Origin of the sequence: Mitsuaria sp. WAJ17, from assembly GCF_014174515.1 — a bacterium.
Taxonomy (GTDB): Bacteria; Pseudomonadota; Gammaproteobacteria; order Burkholderiales; family Burkholderiaceae_C; genus Roseateles_B.
Genome location: NZ_JACJUG010000016.1, coordinates 112,711 through 131,743, shown reverse-complemented (window position 1 = coordinate 131,743; position 19,033 = coordinate 112,711). Strand labels below are relative to the sequence as shown.

Sequence of the window (19,033 nt, the reverse complement as noted above, 5' to 3'; positions counted from 1 at the left end):
AAGACCGAAGGCTACAAGGGCGTGACGGGCACCATCAGCTTCGATGGCAAGGGTGACATCAAGAACGGCGCCCTGACCCTCTATACCTACAAGGGCGGTGCCCGCGAGCAGATCGCGGTCGTGCGCTGACGTTTGGCGCTGATCAGCAGGCTTACGCCTGCTTCAGCCTGAATGCAAAACGCCCACTTCGGTGGGCGTTTTTTCTTGTGCGCCCGGCTCGGGCGCACTCTTGAGGGTGCAAGTCCCGCAGTGAGTTGATCTCCGCGAACGAAGCGAAGCGCAACTCACGCGCGGCGGGCGGGTGCAGCATGGAGCAAGTGGTGCAGCAGCTGAGGCCGTACCTGCTGGGCTGCAAGGCGTACTTCGGGCTGGCGCAAGCACCCAAGACCTGGCACGAGCTGGACGAATGGCTGCGTCACCGCCAGAGTGCCATCCAGCTCAAGCACTGGAAGCGACCGGCGATGATGCACCGCGAGCTCCGGGCGCTTGGCGCGGGCGAGACTGCGGCAGGACGAGTGGCGGCCCATGGCCGTCGCTGGTGGCGCAATAGCGACGGCCTGCTCAAGACCGTGTTGACCATCGCGTATATCGACCGGCTGGGCGTCTCGCGGCTCTCCTGATCTCAAGCGCTGGAACCGCCGGGTGCGGACCCGCACGCCGGGTGGTGTGGCAGGGGCGCCTCCGATCATGGAGGCCCCCTATGCCGATTGGTGGCCCGCGGCGGGTAGAAGCGAGCAGAAGGCGAGTAGCGGACGAGTAGCGGGCGAGCGGAGGTTGAGCGGAGGTTGAGCGGAGGGTGAGCGGAGGGTGAGCGGAGGGTGGTCAGGACGGGCCGGGAGCGGCAAGACCTGACCCCGGCAAGCTGCGGCGTCTCTCCAAGGCGAGGGGAAGGGCCGCCTCGCGGCTGCTGCGTCAGAACTGATTGCGAATCAGGCCCACGGCCAGGCCCTCAATGGCGAAGGGTTCGTCGCCGGTGACGATGATGGGTTGGAAGTCCGGGTTCTCGGGCAGCAGGCTGATGTGCTGGCGATCCTTGCGAAAGCGCTTGACCGTGACCTCATCCCCTATGCGGGCGACGACGATTTGGCCGTTCTTGGCCTCGGCGCATTTCTGCACGGCGAGCAGGTCGCCGTCCATGATGCCGACGTCGCGCATGCTCTGCCCGCGCACGCGCAGCAGGTAGTCCGGCCTCTTCGCGAACAAGCTGGGCTCCACGCTGTACTGCTGCTCGATATGCTCTTGCGCCAGGATGGGCGCGCCGGCCGCCACGCGGCCCACCAGGGGCAGGGTCAGCTGGGCCAGGCCGGGGATGGGCAATGCAAATTGCGCATCGCCATTGAAGGAATCCCGCAAGGATTCCCTCATTTCTCGAGCCTTGTTGAGAGCCTTCAAGGCTGCCCCCGGCAGGCGGATGCCCCGTGAAGTGCCGCCCACCAGCTCGATCACGCCCTTGCGCGCCAGCGCCTGCAGATGCTCCTCGGCGGCATTGGCGGACTTGAAACCCAACTCGGCCGCAATCTCGGCACGGGTGGGCGGAGCGCCGGTTTCCTCGATACTCTGGCGCACCAGATCGAAAATCTGCTGCTGCCGGGCGGTGAGTTTGGGGCTGGCGTCCACGTGAGACCTTTCGAGGGTTGGAACTTCGGCGCCGGCACTTGTGGCGCACATGCTTTCAGCGCCGAACAGGCCGGCACTTGATTTCATGGGATCTGGATATTCATCCAGTGGCTGTATTTTTATCCAGGACCTCGAAAATTGCAAAGCAAAGTTGCGGACTTGATCGTCATCCTCGGCACCGGCGGCACCATCGCAGGCAAGGCGGCCCAGGCCAATGACAACGTGGGCTACAAGGCGGGCGAGATCGGCGTTGACGCCCTGGTGGCCGGCGTGCCTGGCCTGTCGGCCTTCCGGCTGGAGGCCCACCAACTGGCCCAGCTGGACAGCAAGGACATGGATTTCCCGACCTGGCGCCGCCTGGCCCTGGCCGTGGAGGCCCAACTGGCACGGGAGGAGGTCCGCGGCGTGGTGATCACCCACGGCACGGACACCCTCGAGGAGACCGCCTATTTCCTGCACCGTGTGCTGGCACCGCGCAAGCCGGTGGTGCTGACCGCCGCCATGCGCCCCGCGACGGCTCTGCAGCTGGACGGTCCGCAGAACATGCTGGATGCCGCCCACGTGGTGAACGATGTGGCGGCGGCCGGCGTGATGGTGTGTGTCGCCGGCCAGGTCTACGGCGCTGATCAGGTCCAGAAGGCCCACAGCTACCGCGTGGACGCCTTCCGCGGTCGAGACGGCACCGTGCTGGCGCAGGTGGAGGAGGGGCAGGTGCGCTGGCTCTCGCGGGCCCTTGCGGCCCCGCAGGCCGTCGGCACGGCGGCGCTGCCGGCCGAGGGCGAGGCCTGGCCGCGGGTCGAGATCGTGCTCAACCACGTCCACGCCGATGGCCGCCTGGTCCGGCTGCTGGCGCACGACGGCGTCGAGGGCCTGGTGGTAGCGGGCACGGGCAACGGCACGCTCAGCACAATCCTGGAGCAGGCGCTGCTGGATGCGCAGGCCGTGGGCGTGCAGGTGCTGCGCAGTACACGCTGCGATGGCGGTCCGGTGGCGGAGAACGGGCGCGGCCTGCCGGCTGCCGGCGGGCTGAGCCCGGTCAAGGCGCGGGTGGAACTGCTGCTGCGCCTGCTGGGCGAGTCGCCGCAGTCCTGAGCGACATCTGCGGCACCGCGGCATGAACAAGAAAGCCGGTCGCAGGGACCGGCTTTTTTCATGGGGTCAGGTCTTGACCAACTCAGACCAGGGTCAGGCTGACGTCGATGTTGCCGCGGGTGGCGTTGCTGTAGGGGCAGACCTGGTGGGCGGCGTCAATCAGGGCCTGGGCGGCGGCGCGTTCCATGCCGGGCAGGCTGATGCGCATGGCCACCTGGATGCCGAAGCCCTGTGGAATGGGGCCGATGCCGACGTCGCTGGTGATGGACACCTCATTGGGCACGGCGATCTTCTGCTTGGCGGCGACGGCCTTGATGGCGCCGATGAAGCAGGCCGAATAGCCGGCCGCGAACAGCTGCTCCGGGTTGGTGCCGTCGCCGCCTGCGCCGCCGAGTTCGCGCGGGGTGGAGAGGTCGATCTTGAGCTTGCCGTCGCTGGATTCAGCCGAGCCTTGGCGGCCGCCGGTGGCGGTGGCGGTGGCGGTGTAGAGCACTTTTTCGAGAGCCATGGTGTGTCCTTTCGAGGTGATGACGGAGGGCAGGGTGGTTCAGACGGCGTCCTTGACGCTGCGTTGGAGTTGGTCGCGCAAGGCATGCAGACGCTGGGTGAGGAACTGCAGCTCATCCAGGGTGCAGGCGCTGGCGCAGGCCAGGGTTTCAGGAATCTTTCGGGCCGGCGCCTTCAGCGCGCGCCCTTCCCTTGTGAGGTTCAGCAGTACGCGACGCTCATCCAGGGCGTCACGCTGGCGAACCAGCAGGCCGCCCTGCTCCATGCGCTTGAGCAAGGGGGTGAGGGTGCCGGAGTCCAGCGAGAGGCGCTCGCCCAGCGCGCTGACGGACTGGCCGTCCTGCTCCCACAGGGCCAGCAGCACCAGGTACTGCGGGTAGGTCAATCCCAGAGGAGCCAACAGGGGCTTGTACAGCTTGGTCATGGCCAATGAGCTGGAATACAGGGCAAAGCACAGCTGGCTGTCCAGGCGGAGCCATTGGTCCCGTGGGGCGGTCGCCTTGCCGGCGAGCGGGCTTGCTGGTGTCTTGCGCGATGCCATGAGGTGAAATGTAGTTGGCGATTAAATTGCACACAATTTAAAAGGTCTTTCGATCCTGCCGTGACCTATCGGGGATATCCCGCGTGCCGCAGGTGACACGTGCCGGCTGCCGTCTGTGCCAAGATCGCGCGCCTGAGATTCCGCAAATCGTGAAGGAGCGTTCGCATGCATGCACTGGCGTCCCTGCTGGTGGCCCTTGTGGGCCTGATCCACGTCTACATCCTGGTGCTGGAGATGTTCTGGTGGACCACGCCCAAGGGTCGCAAGGCCTTCGGGTTGACGCCAGAGTTCGCCCAGGCGAGCAAGGTGCTGGCCGCCAACCAGGGCCTCTACAACGGCTTTCTGGCCGCCGGCCTGTTCTGGGGGCTGCTGAGGGCGGACGTGCCCACTCAGTTCTTTTTCCTGGGCTGCGTCTTCGTGGCCGGGCTCTATGGAGCGGCCACGGTCAGCCGAAAGATCCTCTTCATCCAGAGCCTGCCGGCGGCGCTGGCCGCCGCGGCGCTGTGGTTGGCCTGAGCGGGGGCGGTTTGAACGGGGCGGACTGAACGGGGCGGACTGAACCCGCGCGCTCAGACCAGCGAGGGATTCACAGGCCGGCGGCGCTGGTGAGGCCTTCGATCTGCTCGCTCAGCTCCAGCCAGCGCATTTCCAACTCGTCGATTTCGTCGCCCACGACCTTGAGGCGGCGTCCGCTCTCGGCGATGGCCGCGGGGGCGAGGGCGCCGGTGGCCAGCTCGGCTTCCAGGGCCTCGCGCTCCTGGCTGAGCTTGGCGAGTTGCTTGTCGATGGACTCGATCTCCTTGCGCAGCGGGCGCGTCTGCTCATTGAGCTTGGCACGCGCCTGCGCGGAGGCCTTGCGGTCCTCGCGCTGATTGGCCGCAGCCGGGCTGCTCTGGGCCTTCTGCGCCTCAGCCGCGCTGCGGCTGGCCTCCTTGATGGCACGGGCGGCCTCGCGGGCCGTGTCCAGGAGCCAGCGCTGGTAGTCGTCCAGGTCGCCGTCAAAGGGCAAGACCTGACCCTTGGCGACCAGCCAGAACTCGTCGCAGACCTCGCGCAGCAAGGCGCGGTCGTGGCTGACCAGCATCACCGTGCCCTCGAACTCGTTGAGCGCCATGGACAGCGCCTCGCGGGTCTGCAGGTCCAGGTGGTTGGTCGGTTCGTCCAGCAGCAGCAGGTTGGGCCGCTGCCAGACCAGCATGGCCAGCACCAGGCGCGCCTTCTCGCCGCCGGAGAGGCTGCCCACGGCCTGGTTGACCATGTCGCCGGTGAAGCGGAACTGGCCGAGGAAGTCGCGCAACTCCTGCTCTCGCGCATGCGGGCTGACCTCCTTGGCCAGGCGGATCATGTGGGCCAGCGGGCCTTCGTCGGGCCGCAGCACGTCCATCTCCTGCTGGGCGAAGTAGCCGATGGCCAGGCCCTTGCCCTCGGTCAGCGTGCCGGCCAGGGCCTTCTGCATGCGGGCGACGGTCTTGACCAGGGTGGACTTGCCCTGGCCGTTGGCGCCCAGGATGCCGATGCGCTGGCCGGCCAGCACGGTGCGGTTGATGTCGCGCACGATGGTGGTCTCGCCGTAGCCGCAGGCCACGTCCCGCAGCGAGAGCATGGGGTTGGGCAGCGAGACGGGCTCGCGGAACTCGAAGGCGAAGTCCGCCGAGGCAAGCACCGGGGCCAGGCGCTCCATGCGTTCAAGCGCCTTGACGCGGCTTTGCGCCTGCTTGGCCTTGGTGGCCTTGGCCTTGAAGCGGTCGATGAACTTCTGCAGGTGGGCGATGCGGTCCTGCTGCTTCTCGAAGGCCGCCTGCTGCTGCTCCATGCGCTCGGCACGCATGGCCTCGAAGGCGGTGTAGTTGCCGCCGTAGCGGGTCAGCTTGGACTCGTCCAGGTGCAGGGTGACGCGGGTGATGGCGTCGAGGAACTCGCGGTCGTGGCTGATGATGAGCAGCGTGCCTTCGTAGCGCTGCAGCCAGGCCTCCAGCCAGACCAGGGCGTCCAGGTCCAGGTGGTTGGTGGGCTCGTCCAGCAGCATCAGGTCCGCCGGGCACATCAGGGCGCGGGCCAGCTGCAGGCGCATGCGCCAGCCGCCGGAGAAGCTATTCACCGGCGCATCCACCTGTGCACCCTTGAAGCCCAGGCCCATCAGCAGGGCCTGCGCGCGCGCGCGAGCGTCGAAGGCACCAGCATCGCTCATGGCCACATGGCCTTCGGCGATGCCGTGGCCATCGCCCGCAGCCTCGGCCTTGGCCAGCAGCTCACGGGCGGCCATGAGTCGGGTGTCGCCCTCAAGCACGAAGTCGGTGGCGGAGGCATCGGTTTCGGGCATGTGCTGGGCGACTTCGGCCATGCGCCAGTGCTTCGGAACTTCCACATCGCCGCGGTCCGCATGCAGGCGCTCGGTCAGCAGTGCAAAGAGGCTGGACTTGCCGGCGCCATTGCGGCCCACGAGGCCGATCTTTTCGCCGGGCTGCAGCACCACGCTGGCATCGTCCAGCACGACCTTGGTGCCGCGTCGCAGCACCACATTCTTCAAGGTGATCATGTCTTGTTCAGTTGAGGCCGGCGAGCAGCGCCTCGCGGGTCACGAGCAGTACCTGGTCCTCGCCGGCGCTGCATTCCATCCAGGCCACCTCCAGCTTGGGGAAGGCGGTTTCGAAAAATTGGCGCTCGTTGCCGATCTCCAGCACCAGCACGGCGTTGGCATTCATCTGCTGCGGCGCAGTGGCGAAGAGCCTGCGCACGAAATCCATGCCGTCGCTGCCGCCGGCCAGGGCCAGCTCAGGCTCGGCGCGGTACTCGGCGGGCAGGGCGGCCATGGACTGGCTGTTGACATAGGGCGGGTTGCAGAGGATGAGGTCGTAGGGCCCCTGCGCCGGTCCGAGCGCATCGCCCTGCAGCAGGCGGACACGATCGGCGAGGCCGTGCCGGTCCACATTGATGCGGGCCACGGCCAGGGCGTCTGCGGAGAGGTCGATGGCATCGACCTGCAGGTCCGGCCAGGCCATGGCCGCCAGGATGGCCAGGCTGCCGTTGCCGGTGCAGAGGTCCAGGGCTCGCGTGGTGCTGTCGGACAGCCAGGGGTCGATCGTGGCCTCCGCGATCAGCTCGGCGATGAAGCTGCGCGGCACGATGGCGCGCTCGTCCACATAGAAGGGCACGCCCTGCAGCCAGGCCTCGCGGGTGAGGTAGGCGGCGGGCTTGCGCGTGTTGATGCGCTCGGTCACCAGGGCCTCGATGCCGACGAGCTGCTCGGCGTCCAGGGCCTGTTCCTCGTGATCGCCCAGGCTGTCCAGGGGCAGGTTCAGCTTCCACAGGACCAGCCAGGCCGCCTCGTCAAAGGCGTTGGTGGTGCCATGCCCAAACGCGACGCCCGCCTTCACGAGGCGGGCGGCTTGGGCTTCGATGCAGTCGATCAGCTTCACAGCAGCAATTGTTCCAGGCAGAGGCAGTAGATGGCGGCCAGGGGGCCGACCTGGTCCACGGGCACGTATTCGTCGATCTTGTGAATGCTGGCGTTGAGTGGCCCGAACTCGGCCACCTGCGGGCAGGCCTTGGCGATGAAGCGGCCGTCGGAGGTGCCGCCGGTGGTGGACAGCTCGGTCTGCATGCCGGTCACTTCGCGGATGGCCGCGCCCAGGGCGTCGCTGAGGCTGCCCACGGGTGTGAGGAAGGGTTCGCCGCTGAGGTTCCAGTCGAGCTGGTACTCCAGGCCGTGGCGGTCCAGCAGGGCGTGGACGCGGGCCTTGAGGCTGTCTGGCGTGGACTCGGTCGAGAAGCGGAAGTTGAAGTCCAGCACCAGATCGCCGGGGATGACGTTGGTGGCGCCGGTGCCGGCTGCGATGTTGGAGATCTGAAAGGTGGTGGGCGGGAAGTAGCTGTTGCCTCGGTCCCATTCGGTCGCGGCCAGCTCGGCCAGCGCCGGCGCGGCCTGGTGCACCGGGTTGCGGGCCAGCTGCGGATAGGCCACATGACCCTGCACGCCCATCACGCGCAGCCGGCCGGACAGCGAGCCGCGGCGGCCGTTCTTGACGGTGTCACCCAGTTGCTGCACCGAGGTGGGCTCGCCGACGACGCAGAAGTCCATGCGCTGGCCTCGGGCCTTGAGGCGTTCCACGCAGACCACGGTGCCGTCCTTGGCCGGGCCTTCCTCATCGCTGGTCAGCAGGAAGGCGATGCCGCCTGCCGGTGCCGGGTGGCGCGCCAGGAAGGCTTCGCAGGCCGTGACCATGGCGGCCAGGGAGGTCTTCATGTCCGCCGCGCCACGGCCGTAGAGGCGGCCCTCGCGGTAGCTGGGTACGAAGGGGTCGCTGGACCACGCGCTCAGCGAGCCCGTGGGCACGACGTCGGTGTGGCCGGCAAAGACCAGCACCGGGCCGTCGCCGGAGGTCCCCGGTCGCAGCGCCCAGAGATTGCTCACGCGGCCGTCCGCGGGACCGCTGTCCATGCGCTCCAACTGGAAGCCCAAGGCTGCCAGGCGCTCGCCCAGCAACTCCAGGCAGCCCTCGTCGCGAGGGGTCACGGAAGGTCGGCTGATCAGCTGCTCCAACAGCTGCAGGGTGGGTTCGCTGAGACGGTCGGCCAGCGCACCGGCCTCGTTCATGCCGCGGGAATTCATTCGGTGCGTACGTCCAGGGTGATGGAGGTGAAGCTGGCGGTGTCGTCGGCCGGCTCTTCCTTCTTCTTGTTGCCCTCACCCTTGCCCAGGCTGGGGCCTTCGTTCTGCAGGCGCCACAGCAGGTTGGTGGGCGAGTCGGCGAAGGCCAGGCCTTCTTCCTTGCTGATGATGCCCTCCTTGATCAGGTGGGCGAAATGCTCCTCGAAGGTCTGCGAGCCTTCGGCAATGGACTTCTCCATCGCTTCCTTGACGCCGTTGAAGTCCCCGTGCTCGATCAGCTCGGCCGTCAGCTTGGTGTTGACCAGGATCTCGGTCACGGGCACGCGGCCGCCGGACTGCGCGCGCACCAGGCGCTGGGACACCACCGCCTTGAGGCCCGCGGCAAGGTCATTTAGCAGGGCGGGGCGGCTCTCGGGTGTGTAGAAGGACAGGATGCGGTTCAGCGCGTGGTAGCTGTTGTTGCCGTGCAGGGTGGCCAGCACCAGGTGGCCCGACAGGGCGTAGGAGATGGCCGCGGTCATGGTCTCGCGGTCCCGGATTTCGCCGATCAGGATGCAGTCCGGCGACTGGCGCAGGGCGTTCTTCAGGGCCACATGCAGCGAGGCGGTGTCACGACCCACCTCGCGCTGGTTGACCACCGAGCGCTTGTTGCTGAACAGGAATTCGACCGGATCCTCGATGGTCAGGATGTGGCCCGCCATGTTCTGGTTGCGCTGCTCCAGCATGGCCGCGAGCGTGGTGCTCTTGCCCGTGCCGGTGGCGCCCACCATCAGGATCAGGCCGCGCTTCTCCATCACCAGCTTGGAGAGGATGGGCGGGAGGTTGAGGCTGTCCAGCGAAGGGATGACGTGCGGAATGTGGCGGAACACGGCCGCGATGGAGCCCCGCTGGCGGAAGGCCGAGAGGCGGAAGCTGCCCACCTTGGAGATGGACACAGCCATGTTCAGCTCGCCGGTGTCGTCAAGCTCCTGCAGATTGCGCGCGTCCAGGACCTCGGCGATCAGCTGGCGCGGCTGGCTGGGCGTCAGCAGCTGATCGGAGAGCTGCAGCATCTGGCCGTTGATGCGGATCAGCACCGGCATATTGGCCGAGAGATAGATGTCCGAGGCGCCCTTGTCCGCCATCAGGCGCAGGATGCGCTCCATGTTTCCGCTCATGCCACCGGCCTCCATCGCAGGTCAAAACCGCATTTCAAAATACAAACGGGCTCCGCCGCCCCGGAAGGCGAGCGAAGCCCGAATCATCGCCTAGTTTTGCGGGCCTACACCTGCGCAACCGCGCTCAGGCGCGCAACAGTTCGTTGATGCTGGTCTTGGCGCGGGTGCCTGCATCGACTTTCTTGACGATGATGGCGGCGTACAGGCTGTACTTGCCCTCGGCCTTGGGCAGGGAGCCGCTGATCACCACCGAGCCGGCGGGCACGCGGCCGTAGCTGACTTCGTCCTTCTCGCGGTCGTAGATGGGGGTGCTCTGGCCGATGTAGACGCCCATGGAGATCACCGAGTTCTCCTCGACGATCACGCCCTCGACCACCTCGGAGCGGGCGCCGATGAAGCAGTTGTCCTCGATGATGGTCGGGTTGGCCTGCAGGGGCTCCAGCACCCCGCCGATGCCCACGCCGCCGCTCAGGTGCACGTGCTTGCCGATCTGGGCGCAGGAGCCTACGGTGGCCCAGGTATCGACCATCGTGCCTTCGTCCACGTAGGCGCCGATGTTGACGTAGGAGGGCATCAGCACCACGTTCTTGGCCATGAAGCTGCCGCGGCGGGCCACGGCGGGCGGCACCACGCGCACGCCGGTGGCGCGCAATTGCTCCTCGCTCAGGCCGGCGAACTTGGTGGGGACCTTGTCGAAGAAGCCCAGGTCGCCGCTGCCCATGGCGCGGTTGTCGTTGAGGCGGAAGGACAGCAGCACGGCCTTCTTGACCCATTGGTGCACCGTCCACTGGCCCACGGCCTGGCGCTCGGCCACGCGCAGGCGGCCGGCGTCCAGCTCGGCCAGCACGTGGTCGACGGCCTCGCGCACGGCGGCAGGGGCGCTGCTGGGGCTGAATTGGGTGCGGTCTTCCCAGGCTTGGTCGATCAGGGTCTGCAGGTCTTGGCTCATGGTGTTCTCGAGTCGGGGAGAGGTGAGGGGGAGGGCGCCTCGCGGGCGGGCGCCGGATGCGCGAACAGGCGCTGGAATGGGGTCAGGCCTTGTAGGCGCGGGTGAATTCGACGATGCGCCGGACGGCCTCCAGGCATTCGGCCTCTTCGGCCACCAGGGCCAGGCGGATGCGCCCGCGCCCTGGGTTGATGCCGTGGGCCTCCCGGGCCAGCAGGCTGCCTGGCAGGACCGCGACATTGTATTGAGCGAGCAGCTCCAGGGTGAAGCGGATGTCATCACCGCCCGGCACGCCCGCCCAGAGGTAGAAGCTGGCGTCGGGCAGGGCCACGTCCAGCACCTCGGCCAGCAGGGGCGTTACCGCGGCGAACTTGGCGCGGTAGGCCTCGCGGTTGGCGACCACATGCGCCTCGTCGTTCCAGGCGGCGATGCTGGCGGCCTGCACCATGGGGTTCATGGCGCTGCCGTGGTAGGTGCGGTAGAGCAGGAACTTCTTCAGCAGCGCGGCATCGCCGGCCACGAAACCCGAGCGCAGGCCCGGCACATTGGAGCGCTTGGAGAGGCTGGTGAAGGCGACGAGATTGCGGAAGTCCGGCCGGCCCAGGCGCACCGCGGCCTGCAGGCCGGAGAGGGGGGCTTCATCGCGGAAATAGATCTCGGAGTAGCACTCGTCCGAGGCGATCACGAAGCCATGGCGGTCCGAGAGCTCGAAGAGCTGGCGCCATTCCTCCAGGGGCATGACGGCGCCGGTCGGATTGCCCGGCGAGCAGACGTAGAGCAGCTGCGTGCGGGCCCAGGTGGCCTCGTCGATCTGGCGCCAGTCGGCGGCGTAGTTGCGTGCCGGGTCCGAGTTGGCGAAGGCGGGCTGGGCGCCGGCCAGCAGTGCCGCGCCTTCATAGATCTGGTAGAAGGGATTGGGGCAGACCACGGTGGCACCGGGGCATGAGGCGTCGATCACCGTCTGTGCGAAGGAGAACAGCGCCTCGCGCGAGCCGTTGACGGGCAGCACCTGGGTGGCGGGGTCCAGGCTCAGGCCGTAGCGGCGCTGCAGCCAGCCGGTGATGGCTTCGCGAAGACGGGGCTCGCCGGCCGTGGCGGGGTAGACGGAGAGACCCGAGAGATGCGCCATCAGCGCGTCCTCGATCAGCTTGGGCGCCGGGTGCTTGGGCTCGCCGATCCCCAGGCTGATGGGGCGCAGGGCCGGGTTGGGCTGCAGGTCCTTCGTCAAAGCGCGCAGGCGCTCGAAGGGGTAGGGCTGCAGCTTGTCCAGCAGGGGGTTGTGAGGCGTTTGCATCCGGCAGGGCACCGCTCGTGGCGGCTCAAAGACGACCCTGGCAATTGTCGGCCCCGCAGCGGCATTCCAGCCGGCCTTCATGGTGCGTGAGGCCGTAGGACACGGTTATTTCTTCGCCAATCGCGATTTCGCGCAGGGCGAAGAAGCGCACCTCGCCGTCTTCCACCTCGATGCGGGCATTGGCCGCGCAGCTGTGGTTGGTGAAGCGCATGGCGTCATCGGAGCGGCTGGCGTCGATGGCGCGTGCTGGCGAGAGTTCCACCAGCATCAGGCGCTGCCGACCCTGGGCACGGCGCCGCGCCTCGGCCACGGTGATGGGCTCGCCGGTGAGGTCGCCGATGTGGAAGCCGGCGTCGATCATTTCGTCCGCAAAGACGCCGAAGCCGTCGATGCGGCTGCGCCTGACGCGCACGGCGGCGTATTGGTGGGCGTTGCTGGTACTGAAACTCATGGCGCTGGAATGAACAAGGGGGCCGAAGCCCCCTCGATGCTGCGATGCCTGGCTTACAGCAGGCCGGTCTCGGCGCCGTGTTGGGGCAGATCCACGCGCGGCTGGGGCTTCCAGCCCTTCTTGCGGTGCTCGACGACCACGTTGGTGTAGATGCCGCCGCGCACGTACCACTTGGCGGTGATGCGGATGAAGCGCGGGTGGGTGACCTTCACGATGTCCTCCAGGATGGTGTTGGTCACCTTCTCGTGGAAGGCGCCTTCATCGCGGTAGGACCACATGTACATCTTCAGGCTCTTGAGCTCGACGCAGTAGTCGTCCGCGATCATGTCGATCGTGAAGTGGGCGAAGTCGGGCTGGCCGGTCAAGGGGCAGAAGCAGGTGAATTCGGGCACCTGGAACTGGATGACGTAGTCGCGCTGCGGGGCCGGGTTGGGGAAGACGTGCAGTTCCTTGCTCGGACGCGAGGGCGGGTTGGCCGGCATTTCGCGCATCTTGGGCGCGGCCTTGCTTGCAGGCTTGGCCGTCACCTTGGCACTTGCCTTGGTGCTGGGCTTGGCTGCGGCCGTGGCGGCAGCGGTCTTGCTGTTCTTGCTCATGAGGGGTTCCATGCCGTCGCCCGCCACTGACTCAAGGGGCAGCACAGGCGCGTGGGGGAAGGATTTCGGGAAGGTGGGCGATGTTATCATCCGGCCCCGAGATTTGCCCCTGCTGAGGGGCATTTCTGTAAATAAATCAACGCCTTAGCTCTGGCTTCGGTGCAACGCCTCGTGCGGACTTCGGGATTCTTTGAGCCAGCCTAGCCGTCCATGCGCCTGAACTCGATCAAGCTCTCGGGCTTCAAGTCCTTTGCCGAGCCCACCAATTTCCAGCTGCCGGGGCAGCTGGTGGGCGTGGTGGGGCCCAATGGCTGCGGCAAGTCCAACATCATGGACGCCGTGCGCTGGGTGCTGGGCGAGAGCAAGGCCAGCGAGCTGCGCGGCGAGTCCATGCAGGACGTGATCTTCAACGGCTCCGGCAACCGCCGCCCGGCCAGTCGAGCCAGCGTGGAGCTGGTCTTCAGCAACGAGGACGCCCGGGCCGGCGGTCAGTGGAACCAGTTCGCGGAGATCGCCGTCAAGCGCGTGCTGACCCGTGAAGGCGGCAGCAGCTACTTCATCAACAACCAGCCCGTGCGCCGGCGCGATGTTCAGGACGTGTTCCTGGGCACCGGCCTCGGGCCCCGTGCCTACGCCATCATCGGCCAGGGCACCATCAGCCGCATCATCGAGTCCAAGCCTGAGGAACTGCGCCTGTTCCTGGAGGAAGCCGCCGGCGTCTCCAAGTACAAGGAACGCCGCCGCGAGACCGAGAACCGGCTCAAGGACACGCGCGAGAACCTCACCCGCGTGGAGGACATCCTCCGCGAGCTGAACAACAACCTCGAGAAGCTGGAACGCCAGGCCGAGGTCGCCGCCAGCTACCGGGCTCTCCAGGACGCCGGCACGCTGAAGCTGCACCAGCTGTGGTTCCTCAAGCACCGCGATGCCGCCACCGAGCAGGACCGCGTCAAGAAGGAACACCTTGACGCCGTCAATGCGCTGGAAGCCCGCCTGGCCGAGCTCCGCGCCGTCGAAGCCGAACTGGAGACTGTGCGCCAGGCCCATTACGCCGCGGGCGACGAACTGCATGCCGCGCAGGGCCGCATGGCCGAGGCGCAGTTGGAGGTGAGCCGGCTGGAGGAGCGCATCCGCTATGTGGTCGAGGGGCGCCAGCGCGTGGAGTCCCGGCTGATCGAGCTGCAGGCTCAGAACCAGCAGTGGGAGGAGCGTGCCGCGCAGGCCGAGGCCGAACTGGAGGACATCGCCGCCAAGATCGCCGAGGCCGAGGAGCAGAGCGAGATCCTCGCCGCCCAGGCCGAGGAGCAGGCCATGAACCTGCCCAGCCACGAGGACGCTGTCCGGGCGAACCAGGCCCGGGCCAATGAGCAGCGCGTGCAGGTCAGCCAGGTCCAGCAGCAGATCCAGGTGCTGGCCGCCGAGAGCCGCAGCATCGACGAGCAGAACCGCCAGCTGCGCACGCGCCGCGAGCGCCTGGCCACCGAGAGGCAAGGCCTGACCCTCCCGGACCAGGGCCGTCTGGAGGAACTGAAGCTCCAGAGCCTTGACGCCGACGAGCAGCGCGACCTGGCCGACGCCCGCCTGCAAGAGCTGCAGGAGCAGGTGCCGCAGCTGGACGAGTCCCGCCGCACCGCCCAGGACGACGCCAACCGCCAGTTGGCCCGCCAGGCCGATCTCTCTGCGCGGCTGGAGGCGCTCAAGGCCCTGCAGGAAAAGGTGCAGACCGAGGGCAAGCTCAAGCCCTGGCTCGCGAAGCACGGCCTCGATGGCCTGGCCGGCCTGTGGACGCGCCTGCACATCGAGACCGGCTGGGAGAACGCCCTCGAAGCCGCTCTTCGCGAGCGCATGGGCGCGTTGGAAGTCGGCCGCCTGGAGACGGTGCGCGCCTTCGCCTCCGACGCACCGCCCGCCCGCCTGGCCTTCTATTCGCCGCCTGCCGCGGCCATTGCCAACACCCACGAGACGCTGCCGCGCCTCACCGACCTGCTGCGCCTGGACGACGCCGGCCTGAAGGCCCTGCTCAACGACTGGCTGGAGGGCGTCTACACCGCAGCCTCCATGGACGAGGCCCTGGCCGGCCGTGGCAAGCTCTCGCACGGCGAGGTCATCATGACCCGTGAAGGCCACGCGGTGAGCCAGTTCGCCGTCAGCTTCTACGCGCCCGATTCCGAGGCCGCCGGCCTGCTGGCCCGCGCCCAGGAGATCGAGAACCTGGGCCGCGAGCTGCGCGCCCAGACCCTGATCGCTGACGATGCCAAGACCCACCTGATCCGCGCCGAAGCTGCCTACACCGAGGCCTCGCAGCGCCTGGCCACGGTGCGCCGCGAGGCCAGCGAGAGCCAGACTCGCGCGCATCAGCTGCATGTGGAGTTGCTGCGCCTGTCGCAGCAGGCTGAGGCCGCCAGCACTCGCAAGGCCCAGCTGGAGGACGAGATCGCCGAGATCGACGCCCAGGCCGAGGAGCTGCAGGAGCGTCGCATGACCGGCGAGGCCCGCTTCGAGGAACTGGACCTGCAGCTGGCCGACACCCAGGAGCGCCATGCGCAGCTGGAAGAGGGCGTGATCCAGGCCGAGCGCAAGCTGGCCGAGGCCCGCGAGCAGCTGCGGGCGCTGGAACGCCGCGCCCAGGAGTCGCAGTTCGCGGCCCGAGGCCTGGCCGCGCGCCGCGGCGAGCTGCAGCGCGGCATCGAGACCGCCGGCCAGCAGATCGCGCAGAACAAGAGTTCCGCCGAGAACCTGCAGCACGAGCTGGAGACCCTCAACGACGCCGCCGCGCAGGCCGGTCTGCAGGACGCCCTCGCCCTCAAGATGGAGCGCGAGCAGCAACTGGCCGCCGTGCGCAGCAGCTATGACGACCTCAGCCTGCGCCTGCGCCGCGCCGAGGAGCAGCGCCTGAGCTTCGAGCGCAGCCTGGAGCCCCTGCGCGAGCGCATCACCAAGCTGCAGCTGGACGAGCAGGCCGCGCAGCTGGGTGGGGCTCAGTACATGGAGCAGCTCACCGCCGCCGGCGTGGACCTGGAACAGCTGGCCAGAACGGTGGAGGAGGGCGAGGTCAAGCTGTGGGGCCTGCAGAGCGAGATCGACCGCATCAACCGCGAGATCGCCGCCCTGGGCGCGGTCAATCTGGCCGCGCTGGACGAGCTCACCGCCGCCCGCGAGCGCAAGACCTTCCTGGACTCGCAGTTCGCCGACCTCACCAGCGCCATCAATACGCTGGAAGACGCCATCCACAAGATCGACCTGGAGACGCGCGACCTGCTCTCCGCCACCTTCAATCAGGTCAACGAGCACTTCGGCCGCATGTTCCCCAGCCTCTTCGGCGGCGGCAATGCCAAGCTGGTGATGACGGGGGACGAGATCCTGGACGCCGGCGTGCAGGTCATGGCCCAGCCGCCCGGCAAGAAGAACAGCACCATCCATCTGCTCTCGGGCGGCGAGAAGGCGCTGACGGCCATCGCGCTGGTGTTCGCGATCTTCCAGCTGAACCCGGCGCCTTTCTGCCTGCTGGACGAGGTGGACGCGCCGCTGGACGACGCCAACACCGAGCGCTATGCGCGCCTCGTGGCGCAGATGAGCGCGGGCACGCAATTCCTCTTCATCTCGCACAACAAGATCGCGATGGAGATGGCGGAACAATTGATCGGGGTGACCATGCAGGAGCAGGGCGTGTCCCGTATCGTGGCGGTGGACATGGAAGCCGCCCTGACCATGGCAGAGAGCTGATGACGATGTTTGCAGTGGACCGCGTGGAGTTTGTCGAGATGGGGAGCCTGGCATGACGCTCACCGCAATGCTGGCCATCCTGGGCGGCCTGGTGCTGGCCGCCGTGATCGCCCATGGCGCCTGGACCGCCCGCAAGGCCGGCCCCCGGCGCGCCGATCCGCCCCTGGAGCCCGGACTGGGCGAACGCCAGGAACCGGGGCTGGGCGAGGCCCGCGCCGCGGTGGGTGAGCCCTTCGCCGAGGATCCCGGCATGGCCGACACCGTGCCCATGCCCGGCCGCCACCCGCTGCCGCGCAAGCCCTCGGCCCGCATCGACGCCCTGATCGACGCCATTGCCACCGTCACCGTGGAACTGCCGGTGAGCGGCGAGCTGGCCCTCTCGCACCTGCCCGGCAGCCGCCGCGCCGGTACCAAGCCCTTTCACATCGAGGGCCTGAATGCAGAGACCGGCGAATGGGAGCTGCCCGCGCCCGGCCAGCGCTACAGCGAGTTCCAGGCCGGCGTGCAGATGGCCAACCGCAGCGGGGCGATGAACGAGATCGAGTACTCGGAGTTCCTGCAAAAGGTGCAGGGCTTTGCCGACGGCATCGCCGGCTTCCTGCAGGCGCCGGACATGCTGGACGTGGTCGCCCGCGGTCGTGAGCTGGACCAGTTCGCCAGCGAGCACGACGCGCAGCTGGCCGTGGTGCTGCGCGCCCGCAGCGCTGCCTGGACCCTGGGCTATGTGCAGCAGATGGCCCTGCGCCACGGGTTCGTGCCGGGTGCCATCCCAGGTCGCCTGGTCATGCCCGCGTCGGAGGAGGGCGCGCCGCCCGTGCTGCTGCTGAGCTTCGAGCCGCAGGCCGCCCTGGCCGAGGACCCGGCGGCCAGCAGCCTGCGCGAGCTGACCCTCTCCCTGGACGTGCCGCAGACGCCCGAGTCCCTGGAGCCCTTCGCCGCCTGGCAGGAGTCCGCCCGTCAGCTGTCCCGCGATTTTGAGGCCGATGTCTGCGACGACCGGGGCCAGGTCTTGCCTCTGGTGGCCTTCCAGCATATCGGCCAGGAACTGTCCACGCTCTACAAGGCCCTGGCCTCGCGGGACCTGGCTGCGGGCAGCCTGGCCGCGCGGCGGCTTTTCAGCTGACCCGCCGACCCGCTTCGGGGAGGCGGGACTACACTGGGGGTCCGCCATTCCTGACGCCCGCCCTTGAGCACCAGCCTCCTGCTCATCGCCCTGCTGATCGCCGCCAGCGCCTTCTTCTCGATGGCGGAGCTGTCGCTGGCAGCCTCGCGTCGCCTGAAGCTGCGCCAACTGGCCGAGGAAGGAGATGAGCGCGCCGAGCGTGTGCTGCAGGTCCAGGAGCAGCCGGGCCACTACTTCACCGTGATCCAGATGGGCGTCAATACCGTTGCCATCCTGGGCGGCATCGTGGGAGAGGGCGCCTTCACGCCGCATTTCGCGCAGGCCCTGTCCCTCGTGATGGCGCCCGAGCAGGCCCAGACCCTGGGCTTCGCGGCCTCCTTCGCCGTGATCACCGCGCTGTTCATCGTGCTGGCGGACCTGGTGCCCAAGCGCCTGTCCATGAACGAGCCCGAGCGCGTGGCCCTGGTGCTGGTCGGGCCCATGCTGGCGCTCGTGAGCCTGCTCAAGCCCCTGGCCTGGGCCTTCAGCAGCCTGACCGAGGGCCTGATCCGGCTGATGGGCCGGCCGGCCACGCGCGACAACAGCATCACCCACCACGACATCCTGGCCCTGGCCGAGGCCGGCAACGAGGCCGGCGTGGTGGCCGATGCCGAGCAGCAGGTGATCGAGAACGTCTTCGAGCTGGACACCCGCACGGTGGAGAGCAGCATGACCACCCGCGAGCGCGTGGTCTTCTTCAGCCTGGACGACGACGACGCCCTCGTGCGCAACCGCATCGCCGAGGAGCCGCACTCGACCTACCTGGTCTGCGATGGCGAAATCGACCAGGTGGTGGGCTATGTGGACGCCACCGACCTCTTCCAGCGCGTGCTGCGCGGCGAACGCATCGAGCTGCGCGGCAGCAACGGCCTGATCAAGAAAGTGCTGATCGTGCCGGACCGCATCACGCTGTCCGAGGTGCTGGCCCAGTTCCGCCAGGCGCACGAGGACTTCGCCGTCATCGTCAACGAGTACAGCCTCGTGGTCGGCGTGATCACGCTGAACGACGTGATGAGTACCGTCATGGGCAGCCTCGTGAGCCCGCACGACGAGGAGCAGATCGTGCGCCGCGAGGATGGCTCCTTCCTCGCCGATGGCATCACGCCCATCCCCGATGTGCAGCGCGCCCTAGGGCTGGAGGCCTGGCCGCATGCCGGCCAGTACGACACCTTGGCGGGCTTTCTGATGGTGATGCTGCGCCGCATCCCGAAGCGCACTGATCACGTGCTGTGGGAGGGCTGGCGCTTCGAGGTGATGGACGTCGACAGCCACCGGGTCGATCAGGTCATGATCGCGCGCGATGAAAGCCCTGCATCCGGAGTGAGCCCGGGCTGAGCG

17 protein-coding genes and 1 pseudogene are annotated in these 19,033 nt (G+C 67.9%); 7 read left to right on the top strand and 11 right to left on the bottom strand.

Features of this window, described 5'->3' with window-relative positions:
- Positions 1 to 129: pseudogene (locus tag H5407_RS24325) on the top strand (branched-chain amino acid ABC transporter substrate-binding protein); the annotation flags it as partial.
- Between the two features lie 125 nt (positions 130 to 254).
- Complete coding sequence (locus H5407_RS14645) at positions 255 to 620, top strand: group II intron maturase-specific domain-containing protein (RefSeq protein ID WP_404935636.1); 366 nt, start codon at positions 255 to 257, stop codon at positions 618 to 620.
- Between the two features lie 292 nt (positions 621 to 912).
- Here the strand turns inward: H5407_RS14645 and lexA are convergent, their stop codons facing one another.
- Entirely contained in the window at positions 913 to 1,617 is a 705-nt protein-coding gene (lexA, locus tag H5407_RS14640) for a transcriptional repressor LexA (protein WP_183105194.1), read from the bottom strand.
- A gap of 138 nt (positions 1,618 to 1,755) precedes the next feature.
- On the opposite strand from lexA, the gene H5407_RS14635 reads away from it, so the two are divergent.
- On the top strand, positions 1,756 to 2,709 hold the full coding sequence (locus H5407_RS14635; RefSeq protein WP_220800621.1) for an asparaginase: 954 nt from the start codon (positions 1,756 to 1,758) through the stop codon (positions 2,707 to 2,709).
- 82 nt (positions 2,710 to 2,791) lie between these two features.
- On the opposite strand, the gene H5407_RS14630 is transcribed toward H5407_RS14635, so the two are convergent.
- Positions 2,792 to 3,217, bottom strand: a complete 426-nt coding sequence (locus tag H5407_RS14630) for an organic hydroperoxide resistance protein (RefSeq protein ID WP_183105193.1) — start codon at positions 3,215 to 3,217, stop codon at positions 2,792 to 2,794.
- A 39-nt stretch (positions 3,218 to 3,256) separates the two neighbouring features.
- Positions 3,257 to 3,757: a MarR family winged helix-turn-helix transcriptional regulator gene (locus H5407_RS14625; RefSeq protein ID WP_183105192.1), complete on the bottom strand. Its 501-nt coding sequence runs from the start codon at positions 3,755 to 3,757 to the stop codon at positions 3,257 to 3,259.
- Positions 3,758 to 3,922: 165 nt separating this feature from the next.
- Between H5407_RS14625 and H5407_RS14620 the strand changes: the two genes are divergently transcribed.
- On the top strand, positions 3,923 to 4,273 hold the full coding sequence (locus H5407_RS14620; protein WP_183105191.1) for a DUF1304 domain-containing protein: 351 nt from the start codon (positions 3,923 to 3,925) through the stop codon (positions 4,271 to 4,273).
- Positions 4,274 to 4,343: 70 nt separating this feature from the next.
- On the opposite strand, the gene H5407_RS14615 is transcribed toward H5407_RS14620, so the two are convergent.
- The 8 genes from H5407_RS14615 to queF all read right to left on the bottom strand — a co-directional run bounded on the left by H5407_RS14615 (position 4,344) and on the right by queF (position 12,696).
- The gene (locus H5407_RS14615) at positions 4,344 to 6,293 is read right to left on the bottom strand and encodes an ATP-binding cassette domain-containing protein (RefSeq protein ID WP_183105190.1); all 1,950 of its coding nucleotides are present in this window, start codon (positions 6,291 to 6,293) and stop codon (positions 4,344 to 4,346) included.
- A gap of 7 nt (positions 6,294 to 6,300) precedes the next feature.
- Positions 6,301 to 7,173, bottom strand: a complete 873-nt coding sequence (gene prmB, locus H5407_RS24320) for a 50S ribosomal protein L3 N(5)-glutamine methyltransferase (RefSeq protein ID WP_310737652.1) — start codon at positions 7,171 to 7,173, stop codon at positions 6,301 to 6,303.
- Positions 7,170 to 8,351, bottom strand: coding sequence for a succinyl-diaminopimelate desuccinylase (gene dapE / locus H5407_RS24315; RefSeq protein ID WP_255501250.1), 1,182 nt, complete (start codon positions 8,349 to 8,351; stop codon positions 7,170 to 7,172). Before dapE ends, prmB begins: the two co-directional genes overlap by 4 nt.
- A gap of 11 nt (positions 8,352 to 8,362) precedes the next feature.
- Complete coding sequence (locus tag H5407_RS14605) at positions 8,363 to 9,523, bottom strand: PilT/PilU family type 4a pilus ATPase (protein WP_183105188.1); 1,161 nt, start codon at positions 9,521 to 9,523, stop codon at positions 8,363 to 8,365.
- A gap of 124 nt (positions 9,524 to 9,647) precedes the next feature.
- Positions 9,648 to 10,472 (bottom strand): 2,3,4,5-tetrahydropyridine-2,6-dicarboxylate N-succinyltransferase, encoded by an 825-nt coding sequence (dapD, locus tag H5407_RS14600; RefSeq protein ID WP_183105187.1) that lies wholly within the window; start codon positions 10,470 to 10,472, stop codon positions 9,648 to 9,650.
- Positions 10,473 to 10,554: 82 nt separating this feature from the next.
- The gene (dapC, locus tag H5407_RS14595; RefSeq protein ID WP_183105186.1) at positions 10,555 to 11,763 is read right to left on the bottom strand and encodes a succinyldiaminopimelate transaminase; all 1,209 of its coding nucleotides are present in this window, start codon (positions 11,761 to 11,763) and stop codon (positions 10,555 to 10,557) included.
- Between the two features lie 25 nt (positions 11,764 to 11,788).
- A complete protein-coding gene (locus H5407_RS14590) occupies positions 11,789 to 12,214 on the bottom strand; it encodes an SET domain-containing protein (RefSeq protein WP_183105185.1) in 426 nt (141 codons plus the stop codon).
- Positions 12,215 to 12,267: 53 nt separating this feature from the next.
- Entirely contained in the window at positions 12,268 to 12,696 is a 429-nt protein-coding gene (gene queF / locus H5407_RS14585) for a preQ(1) synthase (protein WP_183105205.1), read from the bottom strand.
- Between the two features lie 324 nt (positions 12,697 to 13,020).
- Here queF and smc point away from each other — a divergent pair, with 324 nt between their 5' ends.
- The 3 genes from smc (at position 13,021) to H5407_RS14570 (ending at position 19,030) form a co-directional block, all read left to right on the top strand.
- Positions 13,021 to 16,533 carry a chromosome segregation protein SMC gene (gene smc / locus H5407_RS14580; RefSeq protein ID WP_183105184.1) on the top strand — a complete coding sequence of 1,171 codons (3,513 nt, stop codon included), beginning with the start codon at positions 13,021 to 13,023 and terminating at the stop codon, positions 16,531 to 16,533.
- Positions 16,534 to 16,585: 52 nt separating this feature from the next.
- Entirely contained in the window at positions 16,586 to 17,656 is a 1,071-nt protein-coding gene (locus tag H5407_RS14575; RefSeq protein WP_183105183.1) for a cell division protein ZipA C-terminal FtsZ-binding domain-containing protein, read from the top strand.
- A 63-nt stretch (positions 17,657 to 17,719) separates the two neighbouring features.
- Positions 17,720 to 19,030 carry a hemolysin family protein gene (locus H5407_RS14570; protein ID WP_255501249.1) on the top strand — a complete coding sequence of 437 codons (1,311 nt, stop codon included), beginning with the start codon at positions 17,720 to 17,722 and terminating at the stop codon, positions 19,028 to 19,030.
- The last annotated feature ends 3 nt before the right edge of the window (positions 19,031 to 19,033 follow it).